The organism is Pseudomonas sp. LBUM920, from assembly GCF_003852315.1.
Lineage (GTDB): Bacteria > Pseudomonadota > Gammaproteobacteria > Pseudomonadales > Pseudomonadaceae > Aquipseudomonas.
The window spans coordinates 5,619,428-5,638,782 of sequence record NZ_CP027762.1; the positions used below are offsets into that span (position 1 = coordinate 5,619,428).

At 60.4% G+C, this 19,355-nt stretch carries 16 protein-coding genes; 11 read left to right on the forward strand and 5 right to left on the reverse strand.

What is annotated here, in order from left to right; translation table 11 throughout:
* Positions 1 to 11 precede the first annotated feature (11 nt).
* The 5 genes from C4J83_RS26045 to C4J83_RS26065 all read left to right on the forward strand — a co-directional run bounded on the left by C4J83_RS26045 (position 12) and on the right by C4J83_RS26065 (position 5,154).
* Entirely contained in the window at positions 12 to 1,067 is a 1,056-nt protein-coding gene (locus C4J83_RS26045) for an NAD(P)-dependent oxidoreductase (protein ID WP_124418495.1), read from the forward strand.
* A gap of 27 nt (positions 1,068 to 1,094) precedes the next feature.
* Positions 1,095 to 1,748: an RraA family protein gene (locus C4J83_RS26050; RefSeq protein WP_124418496.1), complete on the forward strand. Its 654-nt coding sequence runs from the start codon at positions 1,095 to 1,097 to the stop codon at positions 1,746 to 1,748.
* A gap of 457 nt (positions 1,749 to 2,205) precedes the next feature.
* Entirely contained in the window at positions 2,206 to 2,460 is a 255-nt protein-coding gene (locus C4J83_RS26055) for a DUF6124 family protein (RefSeq protein ID WP_119740999.1), read from the forward strand.
* Between the two features lie 107 nt (positions 2,461 to 2,567).
* Entirely contained in the window at positions 2,568 to 3,593 is a 1,026-nt protein-coding gene (locus C4J83_RS26060) for a hypothetical protein (protein WP_124418497.1), read from the forward strand.
* Positions 3,594 to 3,720: 127 nt separating this feature from the next.
* Entirely contained in the window at positions 3,721 to 5,154 is a 1,434-nt protein-coding gene (locus C4J83_RS26065) for an ArnT family glycosyltransferase (protein ID WP_124418498.1), read from the forward strand.
* Positions 5,155 to 5,169: 15 nt separating this feature from the next.
* Here C4J83_RS26065 and C4J83_RS26070 read toward each other — a convergent pair whose 3' ends face one another.
* Positions 5,170 to 5,658, reverse strand: coding sequence for a TIGR00645 family protein (locus C4J83_RS26070; RefSeq protein WP_106579278.1), 489 nt, complete (start codon positions 5,656 to 5,658; stop codon positions 5,170 to 5,172).
* A gap of 165 nt (positions 5,659 to 5,823) precedes the next feature.
* On the opposite strand from C4J83_RS26070, the gene C4J83_RS26075 reads away from it, so the two are divergent.
* On the forward strand, positions 5,824 to 7,644 hold the full coding sequence (locus tag C4J83_RS26075) for a hypothetical protein (RefSeq protein WP_124418499.1): 1,821 nt from the start codon (positions 5,824 to 5,826) through the stop codon (positions 7,642 to 7,644).
* Positions 7,645 to 7,648: 4 nt separating this feature from the next.
* On the opposite strand, the gene C4J83_RS26080 is transcribed toward C4J83_RS26075, so the two are convergent.
* The gene (locus tag C4J83_RS26080; RefSeq protein WP_106579280.1) at positions 7,649 to 7,978 is read right to left on the reverse strand and encodes a PA4575 family protein; all 330 of its coding nucleotides are present in this window, start codon (positions 7,976 to 7,978) and stop codon (positions 7,649 to 7,651) included.
* Positions 7,979 to 8,293: 315 nt separating this feature from the next.
* Positions 8,294 to 10,732, reverse strand: a complete 2,439-nt coding sequence (locus tag C4J83_RS26085; RefSeq protein ID WP_106579281.1) for a Lon protease family protein — start codon at positions 10,730 to 10,732, stop codon at positions 8,294 to 8,296.
* Between the two features lie 280 nt (positions 10,733 to 11,012).
* On the opposite strand from C4J83_RS26085, the gene C4J83_RS26090 reads away from it, so the two are divergent.
* From C4J83_RS26090 to C4J83_RS26110, 5 genes are all read left to right on the forward strand, one after another.
* Complete coding sequence (locus C4J83_RS26090) at positions 11,013 to 11,501, forward strand: DUF3015 domain-containing protein (protein ID WP_083356699.1); 489 nt, start codon at positions 11,013 to 11,015, stop codon at positions 11,499 to 11,501.
* Positions 11,502 to 11,591: 90 nt separating this feature from the next.
* Positions 11,592 to 13,445, forward strand: coding sequence for an Lnb N-terminal periplasmic domain-containing protein (locus C4J83_RS26095; protein WP_106579282.1), 1,854 nt, complete (start codon positions 11,592 to 11,594; stop codon positions 13,443 to 13,445).
* A 970-nt stretch (positions 13,446 to 14,415) separates the two neighbouring features.
* Positions 14,416 to 14,721 (forward strand): chorismate mutase, encoded by a 306-nt coding sequence (locus C4J83_RS26100; RefSeq protein ID WP_106579405.1) that lies wholly within the window; start codon positions 14,416 to 14,418, stop codon positions 14,719 to 14,721.
* 379 nt (positions 14,722 to 15,100) lie between these two features.
* Positions 15,101 to 15,457 (forward strand): hypothetical protein, encoded by a 357-nt coding sequence (locus tag C4J83_RS26105; protein WP_106579283.1) that lies wholly within the window; start codon positions 15,101 to 15,103, stop codon positions 15,455 to 15,457.
* Positions 15,458 to 15,527: 70 nt separating this feature from the next.
* The gene (locus C4J83_RS26110; protein ID WP_124418500.1) at positions 15,528 to 16,016 is read left to right on the forward strand and encodes a GreA/GreB family elongation factor; all 489 of its coding nucleotides are present in this window, start codon (positions 15,528 to 15,530) and stop codon (positions 16,014 to 16,016) included.
* On the opposite strand, the gene gdhA is transcribed toward C4J83_RS26110, so the two are convergent.
* Together gdhA and ettA are read right to left on the reverse strand one after the other, a co-directional pair.
* Positions 16,013 to 17,350 carry an NADP-specific glutamate dehydrogenase gene (gene gdhA / locus C4J83_RS26115; RefSeq protein WP_119740987.1) on the reverse strand — a complete coding sequence of 446 codons (1,338 nt, stop codon included), beginning with the start codon at positions 17,348 to 17,350 and terminating at the stop codon, positions 16,013 to 16,015. The genes C4J83_RS26110 and gdhA overlap by 4 nt on opposite strands.
* 336 nt (positions 17,351 to 17,686) lie before the next feature.
* Positions 17,687 to 19,351, reverse strand: a complete 1,665-nt coding sequence (ettA, locus tag C4J83_RS26120; protein WP_106579286.1) for an energy-dependent translational throttle protein EttA — start codon at positions 19,349 to 19,351, stop codon at positions 17,687 to 17,689.
* Between the last annotated feature and the right edge of the window lie 4 nt (positions 19,352 to 19,355).

Genomic DNA, 19,355 nt, shown 5'->3' on the forward strand with positions numbered 1-19,355 from the left:
GGATCAACTGTATGGCATTTACTACCCTGATACTCGATGCCCCCGGCCCACCGTTACTGTTTGAGGAAGTTGATCGCTCTCTTGAGCTGGGCATGGCCGTCACCCTCAACCTGCACTATTTCGCAGACAAAGAGCGCATCCGGCAGCACTACACCACGCGCATTCAATATGCCGAGATCAACTGCCACGACGAGCCTGCCTTTATTGCCGCCGTGAGTCGGGCCGGGGGTTACAGCGTGTTCAAGACGCGCTTGAACATCCCCCTGGGCGCCAGCCTGATCCGCGCCGCCAGCTCGCCCGCGTTGGCCACGCCACTGCGCGCTATTGCCCAGGCCGGCACCGGGGTTAATCATATTGATCGGCTTGAGTGCGAGCAGCGCGGCGTGGCGATACTCAACACGCCAGGTTCCAACGCGGCCGCTGTTGCCGAGTACGTCGTGGCCCAGACGCTGTTTCTGTCTCGCGACCTGGATTACTACAACGCCCAAACCCACAACGGCCATTGGGCAAAAGGCACCTTGGCACCTACCCCCGAATACGCCGAACTCACGCTTGGGCTGGTGGGCACCGGTAGCATTGCCCGGCAGGTGGCACGCAAGGCGGCGGCGCTGGGCATCAAGGTGATCGCCACCGGGTCGGAGCGCTTCACCGAACAGGTGGCACACAGCCTTGAGCTTGAGCGACGAGCAAACCTTGCGCAGTTACTGGCCGAGGCGCACATCGTTTCGATCCACGTTCCGCTCACCACGCTGACCCGAGGCTTGTTCGGCACTGCCGAGTTCCGGCAGATGCGCCCAGGTTCAATCCTGATCAATACCGCACGCGGCGGGATCGTCGACGAACACCAGCTGGCAGCCTTCATGCGCCGGTTTCCCAAGCATATCAAGGCGGTCGCCATCGATACCTTTGCACTGGAAAAGGACCGGTTCGAGTCGCCACTGACCGGCATTCCCTGCGCGCAATTGACGCCGCATATCGCCGGCAATACCACCACGGCAATCAGGGCGGCATCGCGCCAGATCGTCGACAAGATCCATGCATTCAGTAACGCCGCCAGCGTGCTTTAACCTATCGGACACAAGGAAGGCCACACCATGCAAACCTCTATTTTTACCCGTCTGAACGCCCTGAGTTGCACCGACCTCAGCGATGCGATGGACCGCCTGAAAATCGTTTGCCAGTGCACCGACATCATGCCCCTGGATCGCACGTTCAATCTCACCGGCAAAGCCTGGACCCTGCGCTACGGCCCTATTGGCCGGGATGGCGGTTCGGTGGGGGACTACATCGACGACCTTGAGGCCGGCCAGGTGGTGGTGATCGACAACAAGGCGCGGCTCGACACCACCGTGTGGGGCGACTTGCTGACCTCTACCGCCGCCCGTAAGCAGTTGGCCGGGACGGTGATTGACGGTATCTGCCGCGATGTCGACCGTGCGCTGGAGCTTGATTACCCGATCTTTTCCCGGGGTAACTGGATGCGCACCGGCAAGGATCGGGTGCGTGTTGAGGCGATCCAGGCGCCCGTGACGCTGGGCGGCGTGCGGGTACAACCGGATGATTGGTTGCGCGGCGATGGCGATGGCCTGGTGGTGATTCCGGCCGGGTCGCTGAGCGAAGTGCTGACGGTGGCCGAAGAAGTCCACCAGGCCGAAGAGCATATCCGCGCGGCTATCGAGGCAGGCGTGCCGTTGCGCCAGGCTCGGGCCGACTATGGTTACCACGCACTCCAAACCCCACGTAGCTGACGATAGCGTTGACTGATGGCGAGTGTGTCTGTGGGTGCTCAAGTGAAATGCCATTTCGCACGGTATTGCAGTGGGTATTTACCCATTCGACGCATCAACAGAACCCGCCCAGTGCGGGTTTTTGTTGTTTCTGGAGGATGGAAAGTCCAGCCGGCGGGCCTTCGGATTTTTCCTTCGATATGTCGCGCTGTTGGTGAACTGGCCGCGCTTTCCCCTCCCCGCTAACCTCCCCCAGTCGCTGCAAAATCAGCGACCGGGTTTAGCAGCTCGGTTAATATCAAGGCCTGCAACGCCACCACCTGTCCAGCATCCGCTGGACTGCTTATGGCGGCTGTGCGTGGGGCACTTTCGGGTGCGCCGGGTTCCTTGATTCCTGGTCTGCTAACCCGCGTACAGTCGCCACCCTTTTCGTTTAGCAGCGATGTCTGGCGACTCCATCAATCAAGGAGTTTGCGCCATGAAAAAAATCACCCCCAATCCTCCAACAACGCTCTTCACAATTACTGAAGGCGTCGATCCCGAAACCCTGCTGATCCAAGCCAGCGAAACCCTCGCCTCCCTGAACGCCATGACCACAGACCTGGCCTTCAAGCTTGAAGGCTCGCATCGCCACACGCTGCTGGCCGCTCAGCAATTGACCGTTTTGGGCGAGCTACTCATCGACCGTGTGTTGAGCACCCACCCCTTCCCCAGCCACACGCCTCAGCCCTAAGCGACGTCAAAAGGGCGAGCCGCCTCACAACGCCTCGCCCTCTGGAAACCCCTCACACTTCCCATTACCCTGACGGCCTTTATCAGACAACCGGAAGTCCGATACCCGTGCTCAAGCCTCTCGCTGTCCTCACGCTCGCCTGCGCGCCGTTGCTCGCCTCTGCTGCCGACCTGGCAGGTGTCTGGAAAGGCACGCTGGGCACGTCCTCCATTACGGCCTGTTTCAACGGGGCTCACGGGGCCAATGGCAGTTATTACTACCAGCGCATCCTCAGCCCCATCCAGCTGACGCAAGCCAACGCCAGCGAGCCGTGGGCCGAAGAGGGCAATACCGGTTTCTGGCAACTGGACGAACCGCAAGGCGACACGCTGACGGGAACCTGGAGTAAAACACTGGGCGGTAAAAGCCTGGCATTGGCGCTCAAGCGGGCGGATTCGGACAGCTGCGCCAGCGACACCTATAACAACCCGCTCGAGGCGGTGCCGCCGGCGGTAACGGTCGAGAAGAAGACGTTCGGCGAGCACGCCTACCAAGTGAAAACCCAGGGCGGGCAGGTCACTTTGAAACTCGAAGGCGACGGGCCGGCGATCGAGAAGATCAACCGCGACCTGGCGCGCCTGGCAATCAGCCCCGAGGGCCAGGCAGACTTCTACCGCGAGCGGCGCAACGCGCTGGATCAGAGCGGCAGCACCTCAACCAGTGAAATCACCGTAGAGCCCTTCTACTGGTCGTCGCAGTGGATCACCGTGCGGTTTTACCGCTGGACAGCCGGTTACGGTCGCGGCGGCATCAGTTGGGGTTTGCACAGCTGGAACCTGCAAACCGGCGACAGCGTAGACCCGTGGACCTGGCTGGGTGGGCGCGAAGAATGGGACAGCCCGTACTCCGGCCAAATCAAGCTGCCCAGCGCATTCAGCCGCTGGCTGGCCAAGCAAACCACCACTGACGAAGGCTGCCCGGCCATCAACCGCTATTCCTCCTTTGACCTGAGCTTCAACACCCAAGGCCTGCAACTCTCCACACCGGCCACGGGAGACGGCTGCGACAATGACTTGTCTTTCACCTGGGAGCAGTTGGAGCCGGTACTCACAGCGCAAGGCAAGGCAGCCGTGCCAAGCTTGAAACTGCCCTGAGTTGCACGTCGGCCAGCCTTACAAAAAACTGACACTCATTCATGAAATGTTCAGAAGTGCTGGCAGATACTAGCCGATCGCCACGGCCGTTCCCCCGAACGGTCCCTTGCTCCGGTAGCCAGAAACCATGACGCGTCCCGCTCCTCTGCTGCTCCTTCTCGCTGGTTTGTTGTTCTTCTTTGCCCTGGGTGGCCATGAGCTGCAAGGCTCCACCGAAGCCCGCGTCGCCGGGATCGCCATGGCCATGCACCTGGACAATGACTGGGTCATCCCGCGCCTGTTCCGCGAACCCTTCCTGGAAAAACCGCCCCTGAGCCTATGGCTGGACGCCGGCGCCATTCGTCTGTTCGGCGGCACGACGTGGGCCGTGCGCCTGGCGTCGGCATTTGCCGGCCTGTTCAGCGTGATGCTGTTTTACGCGATGCTGCGCAAGTTTGGACGGCCCAAGCCAATGGCATTCTGCGCGGCGCTGATTCTGGCAACCATGGCCAGTTACTGGGGCAACGTGCGGGGCGTGGGGGAAGACTCGCTGCTCAACCTCGGCGTGACCACCGCGCTGCTGGCGTTCTACCAAGCTGTGCGGCCGGATCGCGAAGGTTCAAGTACGTGGGCCTGGGCGTTGTTCACCGTCGGCATGGTCATCGCGACCCTGAGCAAAGGTGTACTGGGCCTGGCGATGCCGGGCATCGTGATCTTTGTGTACCTGGCCAGCACCAGCGTGATGGATAAGCGTCTGCGCATTGGCGACTGGCTCAAGCCGGCGCTGTTCACGCTGCTGGCCCTGGTGCCGTTGCTCATCTGGTTGAGCTTCCTGTTCCAGCGCGGCGGCATGCAGGCTGTGGCCGAAGTGCTGTGGACCAACAGCGTCGGGCGTTTCAGCGGATCGTTTGTCGAGGCCGGGCACTATGAGCCCTTCTACTACTACATCGCCAAACTGCCCGAAGCCTTCCTGCCGTGGAACATCCTGGTGTACCTGGGCCTGTGGCACTTTCGCAAAAGCCTGGTGCGTAACCGCTACCGGCTGTTTTTCAGCGTGTGGCTGGTGGCGCAGTTCACCCTGCTGACCCTGGCTTCGAGCAAGCGCGTGGTTTACCTGATGGCACTCACGCCTGCCGCCGCCGTACTGGCGGCGGAATACGCAGGGGTATTGTTGGCGTGGCTCAAAGCCAACAAACCGGCGCTGTACCGCGTCCACCGAGGCGTGATCGGTGGCGTGTTCACCCTGGCGATAGCCTGTTACCTGGCGGCGGCGTTCTGGTTTGCGCCCAAAGCCGACGTGCGCCAGTCGTTTGTGCCCGTCATCAGTGAGGTTCAGGCCTACCAGGCCCAAGGCAAGGACGTGGTGCTGTTCCAGCCCAACGAACGTATCGCCGGGGCCAGCGTGTTCTATCTGCAGGCCTACTTGCCGATCCTGCAAACCGAAGCTGAGCTGCGCAGCTATCTCACGGCCAAGCCCGGCAACATCGCGTTGCTGGACCGCACGGAGCAACTGGCCGAGAAGGTCACGGTGATCAAGGAAATCTCGATCAACCGTCAGCCTTACTACTTCGTCGAGCAGTAAGGCTGGCGCGGGGCATCAGTGCTTGGTGAGCTTGTCCAGGTAACCCATGGCGAACGCCGAGATCACAAAGGTCATGTGGATGATCACGTACCACATCAAATGCTGCGGATCGACGTTCTTGGCGTCCATGAAGATACGCAGCAGGTGGATGGACGAGATCGCCACGATAGACGCCGCCACTTTCATCTTCAGCGATGAAGAGTCCATGGTGCCCAGCCAGTTGAGCTTTTCCTTGCTCTCATCGATATCCAGCTGCGAGACGAAGTTCTCGTAGCCGGAAATCATCACCATCACCAGCAAGCCGCCGACCAGGGCCATGTCGATCAACGACAGCAGCACCAGGATCAGGTCGGACTCGGCCATCGAGAACACGCTCGGCAGCAGGTGAATCACTTCCTGGAAGAACTTCAGCGCCAGCGCCAGCAACCCCAGGGACAAGCCGAAATAAATCGGCGCCAGCAGCCATCGCGAGGCGTACATGGCATTTTCGATAAAGCGTTCCATTGAATCTCACACAGCCTGGCTAAAAATGGCCGCGAGTATACCAGCCGCTACCAAACACCTGTAACCGCGAGAAAACTGACCTGAGCGGCATCTGTAAGAGAATTTTTCTGCTAGTGTCGAGCCCATCAAATCGGCTCGATGCTGACGAACAGGAAGACTCGAATAATGGATGTGCGATCCCCTTTGGCCACTTTCGGCCTGTGTGCGGTGTTGCTGATGGCTGGCGGCTGCTCGCCCAAAGAAGAGCAGAAGCAGGCCACCCTCGAAGAGAAAACCGCGAAGTTCGAACAATCGCTGGACAGCATTCAAGACCCCAAGCTCAGAGACGCCATCGCCGACCTTGGTGGCTCGCTGCTGTTGCTGGAGCGGGCGCGGGTCAAGCTCGCCAACAAGCCCATCGAAGCCGAATACGGCGAAGACACCCTGGCCCTGCTCAAGCACTACCCCACGCCCCAGGCCTTGGTGGACACCTATATCAATGGCCTGTTCGTGCTGCGCAAAGCCTCGCATTCCGACTACCTGACCGATTTGCAGCCGGTGTTCCCCTTCAACTTCAACACCCCGGACCAATTCCCTTTCCCCCACGGCCTTGAATGGCAGTCGGTGACGTTGAGCAACAACAAGGTCATTCCCTTTCAGCCCGAATGGTCGGAAACCGATCCGGGTATCCAGCTCAGCCCGAGCAGCTCCAACCTGACCAACCCCGATGACTTGACGGTGACTTACCCGTTTATCGAGGGCGTAGAGACCGAGAACAAGAGCCAGCCGCAGCCCGTCAGTCTCAAGGGCGCGGTCGAGGTGATGGCGCCGGGCAAAGTGCTGACCTTCGATTTGTCGAAAAAAGACGTGGGCCACAAACGCACCGAGGGCAACATCACCCTCAACCTGCTGCTGCTTGAGAAAAACTACGCCGAGATCGAGCTGACCAACAGCGAGCCCCTGGCGCCGGAAGTCGGCGACGAATCGCCAAACCCATTGCTGGTGCAGGCGCGCGACGGCACCGGGCAATTTCTCACCCGCTCAGGCTCGATCAACGAAAATGCCGCGCAAGTGGCGTTTTACGAGAAACAACTGGCCGAGATGCAAAAGCAGAAAGCCTGGTCGGAGGCCTTTGAAAAGCAGCTGACGGACGAGCAAAAAGCCTTCGAGCACAAACAAAGCAGCCATTACGCCAAGGTGTATTTCAATGGCCTGATCGACACCCTGCAGGTCGACGTCCTGGATTTTTCCAAGGCCACCGTCACCCGCAAGGACCTCGACCTGCCGGTGCTGCGTTTTGACAAGAACAGCCTGCAAAAGACCGTGCAAGCCTTGCCGATGCCGGTCACCGTGTACGACGACAGCGCTGCCAGCTGGCTCAAAGACGCGGCAATGACGGAAGACCAGCTGAAAAACAGCGTGACGATCAGCAAATCAACCGAAGACGCCAGCGCTGCGAAGATTGTCTTTGACCACCCGTTCACCTTCAATGACGACCTGGTCGGTGCCGATCGCAACAACAGCGACGCGCCCATCACCTTCTTTGCGGCGGACGACAAAGGTCAACGCGGCGAGCCCATCGAGCTGCCGGCCGAGGCCTTCGAGCTGAACGCCGCCACCGGCACGCTCACCTACGATCTCAACCTGTTCCCGGAAACCCCGGCGTTTGTGGTGGGCTCGATTCCGCTGTTTCTCGCCACCATCGAGAAAGCCACGATCGACGTTGCCAAGCTGCCCAAGGGCCTGTCGCTCAAGGACAACGCATTGATTGTCGATCAAAAGGAATTTCCCGCCGACAGCTGGCGCTTCTACGCCAAGGACGCAAGCGGCAACTACCTGAAGGAAATTCTCGGCGTCAGCCACCGTGCCGAGGAATACGGCACAGCGTTGTTTGACGTGCACTATTTCTACGGCCAGCCGACCAGCCTGGAAAGCTACCAGCGCACCGACCTCGACACCGTGCAATACGGCTTTGAGGTCAAACTGGACAAGCCCGACAGCAAATAAACGCTCAGTGGCGAATATCACTGAGCGTCTGGGCTCGCCCGCCATTGAGTTGCCGCAGATGTGCCTGCAGGTGCAGGCACCAGATCTGCGGGTCGTCCGCCAGCTCGTAGCCGTGCAGCGTCAAGCTTTCGACGATCGATCCCAGAATGGTTTCTGCCACGAAGGGCCCATGAAACGGGCCTTGAGACTTGATGGTGGAAGGCTGTTCGCCGGTCATTCCGGCAGCAAACAACAGCGTCCACATCCCGTTATCCCCGGCGAGAGGGCGAATGGAGCATTCGATACGGGTGACCAGGCCCAGGCATTGGCGGGTAAGGCAAAGGTTGCGCGGCATGGCGGCGACCCTCGGTAGATCGGTGTTCAACCTCGCGCAGGGCAAGGCTGTCTCTGTCCAGCGACTCCTGTGGATATCCCTTGAAGTGAGAATAGAAGAAAACCAGTACAAACCAAGCTTGTAGGGACCAACGGGCGTTGGTGCCTGAGGATGGAGTCAATTTAGTGGCGAATTTACCAAGTTGGTCGATACACCGCTGATCAAATGTGGGAGCGGGCTTGCTCGCGAAGGCGGTCTGTCAGACACATTGATACTGACTGATCCACCGCCTTCGCGAGCAAGCCCGCTCGCACATTTACCGCGTGCTGACAACAATCAGGTGGGTTTGGCTTCCGCCAACGCCTGCTGCGCCAGCTCCTTCTCTGCCTCTTTCAAGTCGTCTTCGCTGATCATCTCGGCAATCGCGCGCAAACGCTCTACCACGCGCGCATTCACGGTGCCTTCAGGGAATTGGCCCTCCTCGTCCGGCTCACCGGCAGGCTCACCGACCAACAAGCTCAACGCCTCGTCCGCCTGACGCACGGCGTAGATGTGGAATTGCCCGTCGCGGACGGCCTGCAGCACCTTCTCGTCAAGCATCAGCGTAGCCACGTTGGCCTGCGGGATGATCGCGCCCTGCTCACCGGTCAACCCGCGCGCTTCGCAGAGGCGGAAGAAGCCTTCGATTTTCTCGTTGACCCCGCCCACCGCCTGCACCTCACCAAACTGGTTGATCGAGCCGGTGATGGCAAAGCACTGCTTGAGCGGCGTCTTCGACAGCGCCGAAATCAGGGTGCACGCCTCGCCCAGCGAGGCACTGTCGCCGTCCACATAACCGTAGGACTGCTCCAGCGCGATACTCGCCGAGATCGCCAGCGGGAATTCCTGTGCATAACGGCTGCCCAGGTAACCGGTGAGAATCATCACGCCCTTGGAGTGAATCGGCTGGCCGAGGTTAACTTCGCGCTCGATGTCGACAATACCGCTGCCGCCGGGGTACACCGTGGCGGAAATCCGCGCCGGCACGCCGAACGCCGAATCGCCGACCTCCAGCACCGTCAGCCCGTTGCACTTGCCGACCGCCGCACCGGCGGTGTCGATCAGGATCACGCCGGCAAGCATGTCGTCGAGAATCCGCGCCGACACCCGCCCGGTACGCGTGGCCTTGGCCTTGAGCGCGCGTTCGATATGCCCCGCGTCAGTCATCTCGTCGCCCGCCAGGTGGCGAATGAAATCCGCCTCACTGACCAGCTGGAACAAGTCACCAATGCGCGCCGACAACCGCCCCTGATGTTCAGCCAGACGGGCGCTGTAAGTCGCCAGCCGCGCCACCGCGTCCGACGTCAACGGTGCCATGCCTTCTTCCGAGGTGCGGGTTTTAAGCAACTGGGCAAACTGCTCCAGGCTTTCGTCGACCATCGGGATGTCTTCGTCGAAATCCACCAGGACGCGGAACATCTCCTGGAAGTCCGGATCGGCGTCCTGCAGCGCGTAGTACAGCTGGCGCGAACCGATAATGATGACTTTGACCTGCAACGGAATCATCTGCGGGTTGAGGGTTACCGTGGCCAGGCGGCCCAGCTCGCCCAGCGGCGATTCCATCTTCAGCTTGCGCGACTGCAGGGAGCGCTTGAGCGCGTCCCACACAAACGGCTCGCCGAGCATTTTTTCGGCTTCCAGAATCAGGAAACCGCCATTGGCACGGTGCAAGGCGCCCGGGCGCAACTGGCGATACGTGGTGTAGAGCGCGCCCTGGTCGGTGCTGTATTCGATACGGCCAAACAGGTTGTCGTAGGTCGGGTGCGGCTCGAACACCACCGGCGCGCCGCCATTGACCGGGTGGCCGACCACCAGGCTGGGGCAGTATTGCTCTTCGAGCAGCTTGCGGGCCTGGGCGTCGGTCTTGGCATCATCCACCAGTTGCTCGACCACGGTTTTGAGCAGGTACACCTGCATGGCTTGCAAGTAGCCGCACACCGCTGCGTTTTCTGCGTACTTTTCGGACAGCGGCGCCAGCAAAGGCTGCAGGGCCAGGGTGATGGTTTCTTCGTTGAATTGGCGCAGTTGGTTGTTGGACTCACGTTTCCACTGCGGCAGGCTGGCCAACTCTTCGTTGAGGCGCTCTTCCAGCTCGGAAATATCTGTGTGGAAGCGCTCACGATCAGCTTCCGGCAGCTGCGAAAACTCGGCCTCGTCCAGCGCCTTGCCATCAAGCATCGGCGTGAACGCGATGTTGGTGCTGTCGCGGTACAGCGCCACGTCCTTTTCAAGGGCCAGACGCTCGATCACGTCCAGAGCCTTGTCGTAGCGCTGGTTGAAGGCACGGTCGATGGCGCTTTTGCGCTGTTGATAGGTGGGGTGTTCGAACACCGCCGGGAAAGTGGCGACCAGGTTGTCGACCAGAGCGTTGATATCGGCGATGAACGCCGCTGCGCCGCCGCCCGGCAATTCCAGGGCGCGTGGCTCACGCGGCTCATCAAAATTATTGACGTAGACCCAGTCCGACGGGGTCTGCAGACGTTTGCCTTCAGCTTTCAGGTAGCGTTTGACGAACGAAAAGCGGCCGGTACCGGGCTCGCCCATGACAAACACGTTGTAACCGGGGCGTGGCATCGCCACACCGAACTGCAACGCTTCAACTGCGCGTTCCTGGCCAAGCACACCGCGAAAGGGCTCCAAATCATTGGTGGTCGAGAAGCTGAACTGTTCAGCGGAGAAAGGGCGAGTCAGCGCTTCAGGCGCTAGACGCAAGCTGGCAGCAACAGGATCAGGCATCGGGCTTCCTTACATCAGGCGGGGCAGATGACGGCATTCTGGCTCTCGGTTGCGCGCTCTGGCAAGGCGCGCCTGTGGGAAAGCGTAGACACGGGAGGCGTCCTACAAAAAAATCGCGACAACGGTGCGCAATCACTCCGATTGTTTTATAAAAAATAACGGAACCCCAGGAACGTGCCTAAACTCCAAACTGCGCGGGTTGGACTAATAACTGGCCCCTAGGGCGCTGCGACGCGCCTGAACCCTTGTCCATTGGTTTGCACACAAAGAGAACAAAGCTATGAAACGGATCCTTCTTGGTACTCTCTTCACCGTCGTCTCCCTCAATGCAATGGCAGAAGCACCAGGTGGCCCGAACTGCGGTTGGGGCAACATGTTGTTTGAAGGCCAGCGCGGTACTCCAGCTCACTTCCTCGCTTCCACCACCAACGGCACCTCGGGTAACGCCACCTTCGGCATGACCTCGGGCACCAACGGTTGCAGCACCAACAGCGCCCTGACCTACGGCGGCAAGTCCTGGATTGCCATGAATGGCATGATGAACGAGCTGTCCGAAGACATGGCCAAAGGCAACGGCGAAGCACTGACCACCTACGCGGTGGTACTGGGCGTTGCACCGGAAGATCGCGATCACTTCGCGGCCGTGACCCACGAGCACTTCCAGCAGATCTTCAGCAAAGCTGACGTGACCGCCGATGACGTGCACAACAACACCCTGGCTGTACTGAAAAGCGATGCCCGCCTGGCAAAATACGCTACCCAGGCTTAAGCCCGACCCGCCCACGCCTTTCGAGGCGCGGGTTTTATTTTGGACCCGCCTCCCCTTTGGGTCTCACTATTTCCGACTTAAGTTGCCCCTATGCTCAAACGCTTTGCCTGGTTGGCACTCTTCGCCTGCGCCCCGCTGTATGCGGCCCCGCATATTGATGATCAACGTTTGCAGCAATTGGCCAACGATCCGTTCTGGCTATCTCTGGGCCATTATGAAGCCGGCAAGCTCAAGGGCTGGCGCAGTTATGTCAGCGACAAGAAATTCTTCCTCGCCCCTGATGGCGCCCACCATCCGGACCAGGAACTCAAGGCGACCGTAGAGGCGCTGTACGCCCCGGCCAGCCTCGGCGAAAAACACGCCCAATGCGTTTACCCGGCACGTACGCGCTGGCTCAAGGAACAGTTGCAGCTGACCGACTTGCCTACCCTGGAGTGCAAAGAATTCACCCAGTGGTTCAAGGACGTCGCGCCCCACAGCGCGGTGATGATCTTCCCGGCGGCCTACCTCAACAGCCCGTCGTCGATGTTCGGCCACACGTTGCTGCGCATCGACCAGGCTGACGTGCAAAGAGACAAGACCGCGCTGCTCAGCTACGCGATCAACTTCGGCGCCTACATCGAAGGCTCCGACAACAGCATTCTCTACGCCTGGAAAGGCCTGATGGGCGGCTATCCGGGCCTGTTTGCGTTGGTGCCCTACCAGGAAAAGCTCTCGGAGTACCGTAGCCTCGAGAACCGTGATCTGTGGGAATACCGCCTGAACCTTACCCAAGTCGAGACCGAACGCATGGTCCGGCACGTATGGGAGCTCAAGCAGATCCAGTTCGACTATTTCTTTTTCGACGAAAACTGCTCGTATCGCCTGCTGGAGCTGCTGCAAGTGGCGCGCCCAAGCCTGCGCCTGACCGAGCAATTCCCGCTGACGGCGATCCCCACCGACACCGTCAAGGCGGTGAAAGAGGCTGGCCTGGTAGAGAAAATCGACTATCGCCCGTCCCGTGAACGCGAACTGCTCGAACGTGCCAAGCCGCTTGATAGTGATGAGCAGCAATGGGTATTGAACATCAGCGACGACCAGAAGCAGCTGCAGGAGCCCGCCTTCAAGGCGCTGCCCCGCGACCGCCAGGCGCTGATCATCGACGCCGCCTATCGCCTGGGCCGCTACCGCGCCAATGGTCTTGAGCGCGACACCGAACGCTCGCAACGCAGTTTCGAGCTGCTGCGCGCGATCAACCAGAACCCGGCGCCAGACCTGAAAGTCGAACGTCCCGGCCTGCCGGAAGACGGCCATGAGTCCCGCACCTGGCAGGCTGGCATCGGCACCCGTGGCAGCAAGACCTTCGGCGAATACGGGCTGCGCATGGCCTACCACGACCTCAACGACAACGCCGAAGGCTTCCCGCTGGGCGCGCAGATTGAAATCCTGCAGATGAAACTGCGCCAGTACGAAGGCAACCACTGGCAACTGCAGCAACTGGACCTGGCGACCATCCGCTCCCTGACCCCGCGCAACGCCCTGTTGCAACCGTGGTCATGGCAAGTGACTGGCGGCCTGGAGCGCGTGCCAGGCAAACACGACGATGAAACCCTCGTGGCCCACGTCAACGGCGGCGCCGGCGGCACCTGGCAACTCACCGACGACATGCTCGGCTTCGCCCTCGGCACCGTGCGCGTGGAACACAACAACGACTTCAGCGAAGCCATCTCCCCGGCTGCCGGATTCAACACCGGCGTGCTGTGGAAAAACCCGCTGGGGAATTTGAGCCTGGAAGCCAAAGGGGATTTCTTCACCAATGGCGAAGTGCGGCGCAGTGTCAGCTTGAACCAGCAGTGGGAATTGTCGCGCAACCTGGGCCTGCGCCTGAGCGCCCAGCGCGAGTACAGCCACCTGTCCACCCCCGTGAATGAAGTGATGCTTGAAGTGAAGTGGTATCACTACTGACCTGTGAGACCGGGCGAAGACCCACTGTGGGAGCGGGCTTGCCCGCGATAGCGGTGTATCAGTAACAACCAGACTGACCGCCCCACCGCCATCGCAGGCAAGCCAGCTCCCACACCGGTTTGTGCCTTGCCTGAATCCTGCGACCGCCGCAGTTCAAATGTGGGAGCGGGCTTGCCCGCGATGGCGGTATATCAGTAACAACCAGACTGACCGCCCCACCGCCATCGCAGGCAAGCCAGCTCCCACGCCGGTTTGTGCCTCACCTGAATCCCTTGCCCGCCGCAGTTCAAAGGTGGGAGCGGGCTTGCCCGCGAAAGCGGTGTATCAGTAACAACCAGACTGACCGCCCCACCGCCATCGCAGGCAAGCCAGCTCCCACACTGGTTTTGTGCCTGGCCTGAACACCTTGCCCGCCGTAGCTCAAATGTGGGAGCGGGCTTGCTCGCGAATGCGGTGTATCAGTAACAACCAGGCTGACTGCCCCACCGCCATCCCAGGCAAGCCAACTCCCACACCGGTTTGTGCCTGGCCTGAATCCCTTGCCCGCCGCAGTTCAAAGGTGGGAGCGGGCTTGCTCGCGAAAGCGGTGTATCAGTAACAACCATACTGACTGCCACACCACCATCGCAGGCCAGCCAGCTCCCACACTGGTTTTGTGCCTGGCCTGAACACCTTGCCCGCCGCAGTTCAAAGGTGGGAGCGGGCTTGCTCGCGAAAGCGGTGTATCAGTAACAACCAGGCTGACTGCCCCACCGCCATCGCAGGCAAGCCAGCTCCCACACTGGTTTATGTCCGGTCTGAATCCTGCGACCGCCGCAGTTCAAAGGTGGGAGCGGGCTTGCCCGCGATGGCGCTCGGTCAGGCGATGATGTATTGAATGAACCACCGCATTCGCGAGCAAGCCCGCTCCCACATTTGGCTCGTGTACATTCAGGCGCATCGCATTGCCCACCTCAGGAGTTTCATCAACATGGCCGTTAACTGCACCACCCTCGAAGAAGTCCGCGCAAACATCGACCGCCTCGACCAACACATCGTCACCCTGCTGGCCGAGCGCGGCCATTACGTCTCCCAGGCGGCACGCTTCAAAAAAGACGCCGACGGCGTCAAGGCGCCGCAACGGGTTGAACAGGTGATTGCCAAGGTGCGGGGTTTGTCCGAGGCGGTGGGAGCCAACCCTGAGGTCACTGAGCAGGTGTATCGCGCGATGATTGCGGCGTTTATCCAGCAGGAATTGGCCGAGCATGCCGCGCTGACGTCCAACCAGACGACATAACCCCGCTGTGGCGAGCGGGCTTGCCCCGCGTTGGGCTGCGCAGCAGCCCCAAGCAGTCTGTCGGGGAGTATCAGATACTCCGCGTTCCTGTTTATTAGGGCGGCTGCGCAGCCCGACGCAGGGCAAGCCTGCTCGCCACATAGGCCGGTTTAGCACCTGTGGCGGTGTCAGGCGTTAGGCGGCGGGTGTTATCGCTTGGTCAGGTCGTCCACGACGGCTTTGCCCCTCTCGCACAGCTAATGCGCGGCCCAGGCATATTGTTCGCCGCGTAGTTGATGGCCCTTTAACCCAACACCTTTCTCACCTCTCTTTCACACCTGCCCGACAAATCCCTGACTAGACTCACCCTATCAGCCGTGAAACGGTCAGGGAGTACGCCATGTGGCGGTCTGCGGTAATGCTGTGCGCAGTAGTGTGGTTGTCAGGTTGCCAATCAACCCACCAGGATTTGCTGGCCAAAGGTTATCCACCGGCCTTTGCCGATGGCTTTGATGACGGTTGCAGCAGCGGTCGCCAGGCCGCCGGTGTGATCAGCGGGGAGTTTCGCAAGAACGTGCCGCGGTATCTCAAAGACCGCCAGTACGCCGAAGGCTGGGAAGACGGCTTTCGACAGTGCAAGGCCATGCGCGAGAACGAAGAGTTGCGCGACTACAAGGACAACCACTGGGATGACCGTGAACGGGACTGGCAGCAGGAAAAAGACCGCGACGCCGCCAAGGCTTATCGCCCGCAGTAGGTCGCTTTCAGACATCCATCGAAACTAAAGCGCGGCGACCATGGCCCAAACTCCATAGAGGGAGAATGTCATGAGCCGAGCTTTTGTTAATGAAGACAATGCCGCCGCCCAGGCCGACCAACCGGTAGAGCGCCAGGTCAGTGAGCAACCCAACCACCTCACCGCGCAAGGGTTGGCGCAATTGCAGGCCAAGGTCGCGCAGTTGCAGCACGAATACAGCCTCGAATCTGCCAAGGACGATAAGCAGCGTCAGGCGGATCTTGAGCGGGACCTGCGCTACTTCAATCAGCGGGTGCAAAGCGCCCAAGTGGTGGCGCCAGCCACCTCCACCGAAAAGGTGCAGATCGGCAGCTGGGTCACCTTCGCCAACGAGCAAGACGAGCAGCAGCGCATTCAATTGGTAGGTGAAGACCAGGCCGACGCTGCTGCCAACCTGATTAACTGGGGTTCGCCTCTTGGCCGCGCATTACTGGGCGCCGAGGTGGGCGACGAGGTGCTATGGAAGCGCCCCGTCGGTGATCAGGTGATCGAAGTGCTGCGCGTCGAGCCACAGGTTTAGACGATGCCTTGAGCCAGCATCGCGTCCGCGACTTTTACGAAGCCTGCGATATTTGCGCCTTTCACGTAGTTGACCCGGCCGTTTTCTTCGCCGTAGTGCACGCAGGCGTGGTGGATCGACTGCATGATGTTGTGCAACTTGCTGTCGACTTCGCCTGCGGTCCACAGCAGGCGCATGGCGTTCTGCGACATTTCCAGGCCGCTGACGGCCACACCGCCGGCGTTGGAGGCTTTGCCTGGGGCAAACAGAATGCCGGCTTCGATAAAGATATCCACAGCCGCAAGCGTGGTCGGCATGTTGGCACCTTCTGCGACGCACAGGCAGCCGTTGCGCAATAGCGTGCGCGCGGCATCGGCGTCGAGTTCGTTTTGGGTCGCGCATGGCAGGGCAATATCGCAGGCCAGTTCCCAGGGCGTTTTACCGGCGCGAAATTCCAGGCCGTAACGGGAAGCCAATTCGCTGATGCGCCCGCGCTGCACGTTTTTCAGCTCCAGCAGGGCCGACCACTGCTCCTCGGTCAACCCGCTTTCGGCGTACAGGGTGCCTTCGGAGTCGGACAAGGAAATCACTTTGCCGCCCAGGTCCATGACCTTGCGCGCCGCGTACTGCGCGACGTTGCCGGAACCGGAGATCGCCACGCGCTTGCCCTCAACCCGCTGACCGTCGCGCTTGAGCATTGCTTCAGCGAAGTACACGCAGCCGAAACCGGTGGCTTCGGGGCGGATCAGGCTGCCGCCGTACGTCATGCCCTTGCCGGTCAGCACCGAAGTGAACTGGTTGCTGAGGCGTTTGTATTGACCGAACAGGAAGCCGATTTCGCGCGCGCCCACGCCGATATCGCCGGCCGGCACGTCCACGTCGGCGCCGATGTGGCGGTACAACTCGCTCATGAACGCCTGGCAAAAGCGCATCACTTCGGCGTCGCTCTTGCCCTTGGGGTCGAAGTCCGCACCGCCTTTGCCGCCGCCCATGGGCAACGAGGTCAGGGAGTTCTTGAACGTCTGCTCGAAGGCGAGGAATTTCAGTACGCCCAGGTTCACCGAAGGGTGAAAGCGCAAGCCACCTTTGTAGGGGCCGATGGCGCTGTTCATCTGGATGCGAAACCCGCGATTGACCTGGACCTTGCCGTGATCATCCACCCACGACACCCGGAAGGTGATCGCGCGTTCCGGCTCGCAGATGCGCTCCAGAATGCCCGAGGTCAGGTAATGGGGGTTGGCTTCGAGAAACGGCCACAAGCTGCGCAGGACTTCTTCCACGGCCTGGTGAAATTCCGGCTGGTCAGGGTCGCGTTTCTTGAGGCGGGCGAGGAAGGATTCAACGGATTCGATCATGAAGAAGTCTCGGCAAATTGATTGTTTTTAAAGGAGATTGAGCCGGACCTTAGCAACTCAAGTTGCACCTGAAAAGCGCAAAATGTCGCCTTTGTGAATTTAAATGGTGCATTTGATATAAATAAATGAGCTTTTTTGCACCATGAGAGGGATTTCAACTTAGGGCTTGCACCAGCAGTTAAACCGCTTTCGCAGGCAAGCCAGCTCCCACATTTGACAGTGTTCACAGTTCAAGTGTGGGAGCTGGCTTGCCTGCGATGCAGCCGCCACGGTATTGCTGAATAACGCGCAAAAAAAACGGAGCCCGAAGGCTCCGTTTGTTCCAACCAGCCCAAATCAGGCCAGTTTTTTGTGACGCACACGGTGCGGCTGGGCAGCCGCATCGCCCAAGCGCTTTTTACGGTCGGCTTCGTACTCGGTGTAGTTACCTTCGAAGAACACCGCTTGGGAGTCGTCTTCGTACGCCAGGATGTGAGTCGCGACGCGGTCCAGGAACCAGCGATCGTGAGAGATCACAATGGCGGCGCCCGGGAAGTCCAGCAGGGCTTCTTCCAGGGAACGCAGGGTTTCAACGTCGAGGTCGTTGGACGGTTCGTCGAGCAGCAACACGTTGCCGCCTTCTTTCAAGGTCAGGGCCAGGTGCAAGCGGCCGCGCTCACCACCGGACAGGTCCTTGACGAACTTCTGCTGGTCGCCGCCCTTGAAGTTGAAACGGCCGACGTAGGTGCGCGACGGGATTTCATAGTTGCCGATGCGGATCTGGTCGGAACCGTCGGAGATTTGCTGAAACACAGTCTTGCTGCCATCCAGGTCTTCGCGGCTCTGGTCGACGCAGGCCAGTTGCACGGTTTCACCGACTTCGATGGTGCCCGAATCCGGCGTTTCCTTACCCATCAGCATGCGGAACAGGGTGGATTTACCCGCACCGTTACCGCCGATTACGCCGACGATCGCGCCTTTTGGCATGGAGAACGACAGGTTGTCGATCAGCACGCGGTCGCCATAGCCTTTGGTGACGTTCTTGAACTCGATGACCTTGTCACCCAGGCGCGGGCCGGCCGGGATGTAGATCTCGTTGGTTTCGCTGCGCTTCTGGAATTCCTGCGACTGCATTTCTTCAAAGCGTTGCAGACGAGCCTTGGATTTGGACTGGCGGGCCTTGGCGCCTTTGCGCACCCACTCCAGCTCTTCCTTCATGGCTTTTTCGTGGGCCGATTGCTGCTTGGATTCAGCGGCCAGTCGGTCGGACTTGGCTTCCAGCCAACCGGAGTAGTTGCCCTCGTAAGGGATACCGGCGCCACGGTCGAGTTCCAGAATCCAGCCGGCGACGTTGTCCAGGAAGTACCGGTCGTGCGTGATCGCAACCACGGTGCCCGGGAAATCGTGAAGGAAGTGTTCCAGCCAGGCAACGGAATCGGCGTCCAAGTGGTTGGTCGGTTCGTCGAGCAGCAGCATGTCGGGAGCCGACAGCAGCAGGCGGCACAGGGCCACGCGACGCTTTTCACCACCAGAGAGGAATTCGACCTTGGCGTCCCACGCCGGCAGGCGCAGCGCATCGGCGGCGACTTCCAGCTGGCGCTCCAGGTTGTGACCGTCGCCGGCCTGCAGGATGGCTTCGAGCTTGGCCTGTTCGGCGGCCAGTTTGTCGAAGTCGGCGTCTTCTTCGGCGTAGGCGGCGTAGACCTCGTCCAGGCGCGCCTGGGCGTTCTTGATCACGGCCACGGCCTCTTCGACCACTTCACGCACGGTCTTGGTCGGGTCCAGGATCGGCTCTTGCGGCAGGTAGCCGATGTTCAGCTCGGGCATCGGGCGGGCTTCGCCTTCGAACTCGGTATCGACGCCGGCCATGATTTTCAGCAGCGTGGACTTACCCGAACCGTTGAGGCCGAGCACGCCGATCTTGGCGCCAGGGAAGAAGGACAGCGAAATGTTTTTCAGGATTTCCCGCTTCGGCGGAACAACTTTTCCCAGCCGATGCATGGTGAAGACGTATTGAGCCATGGTG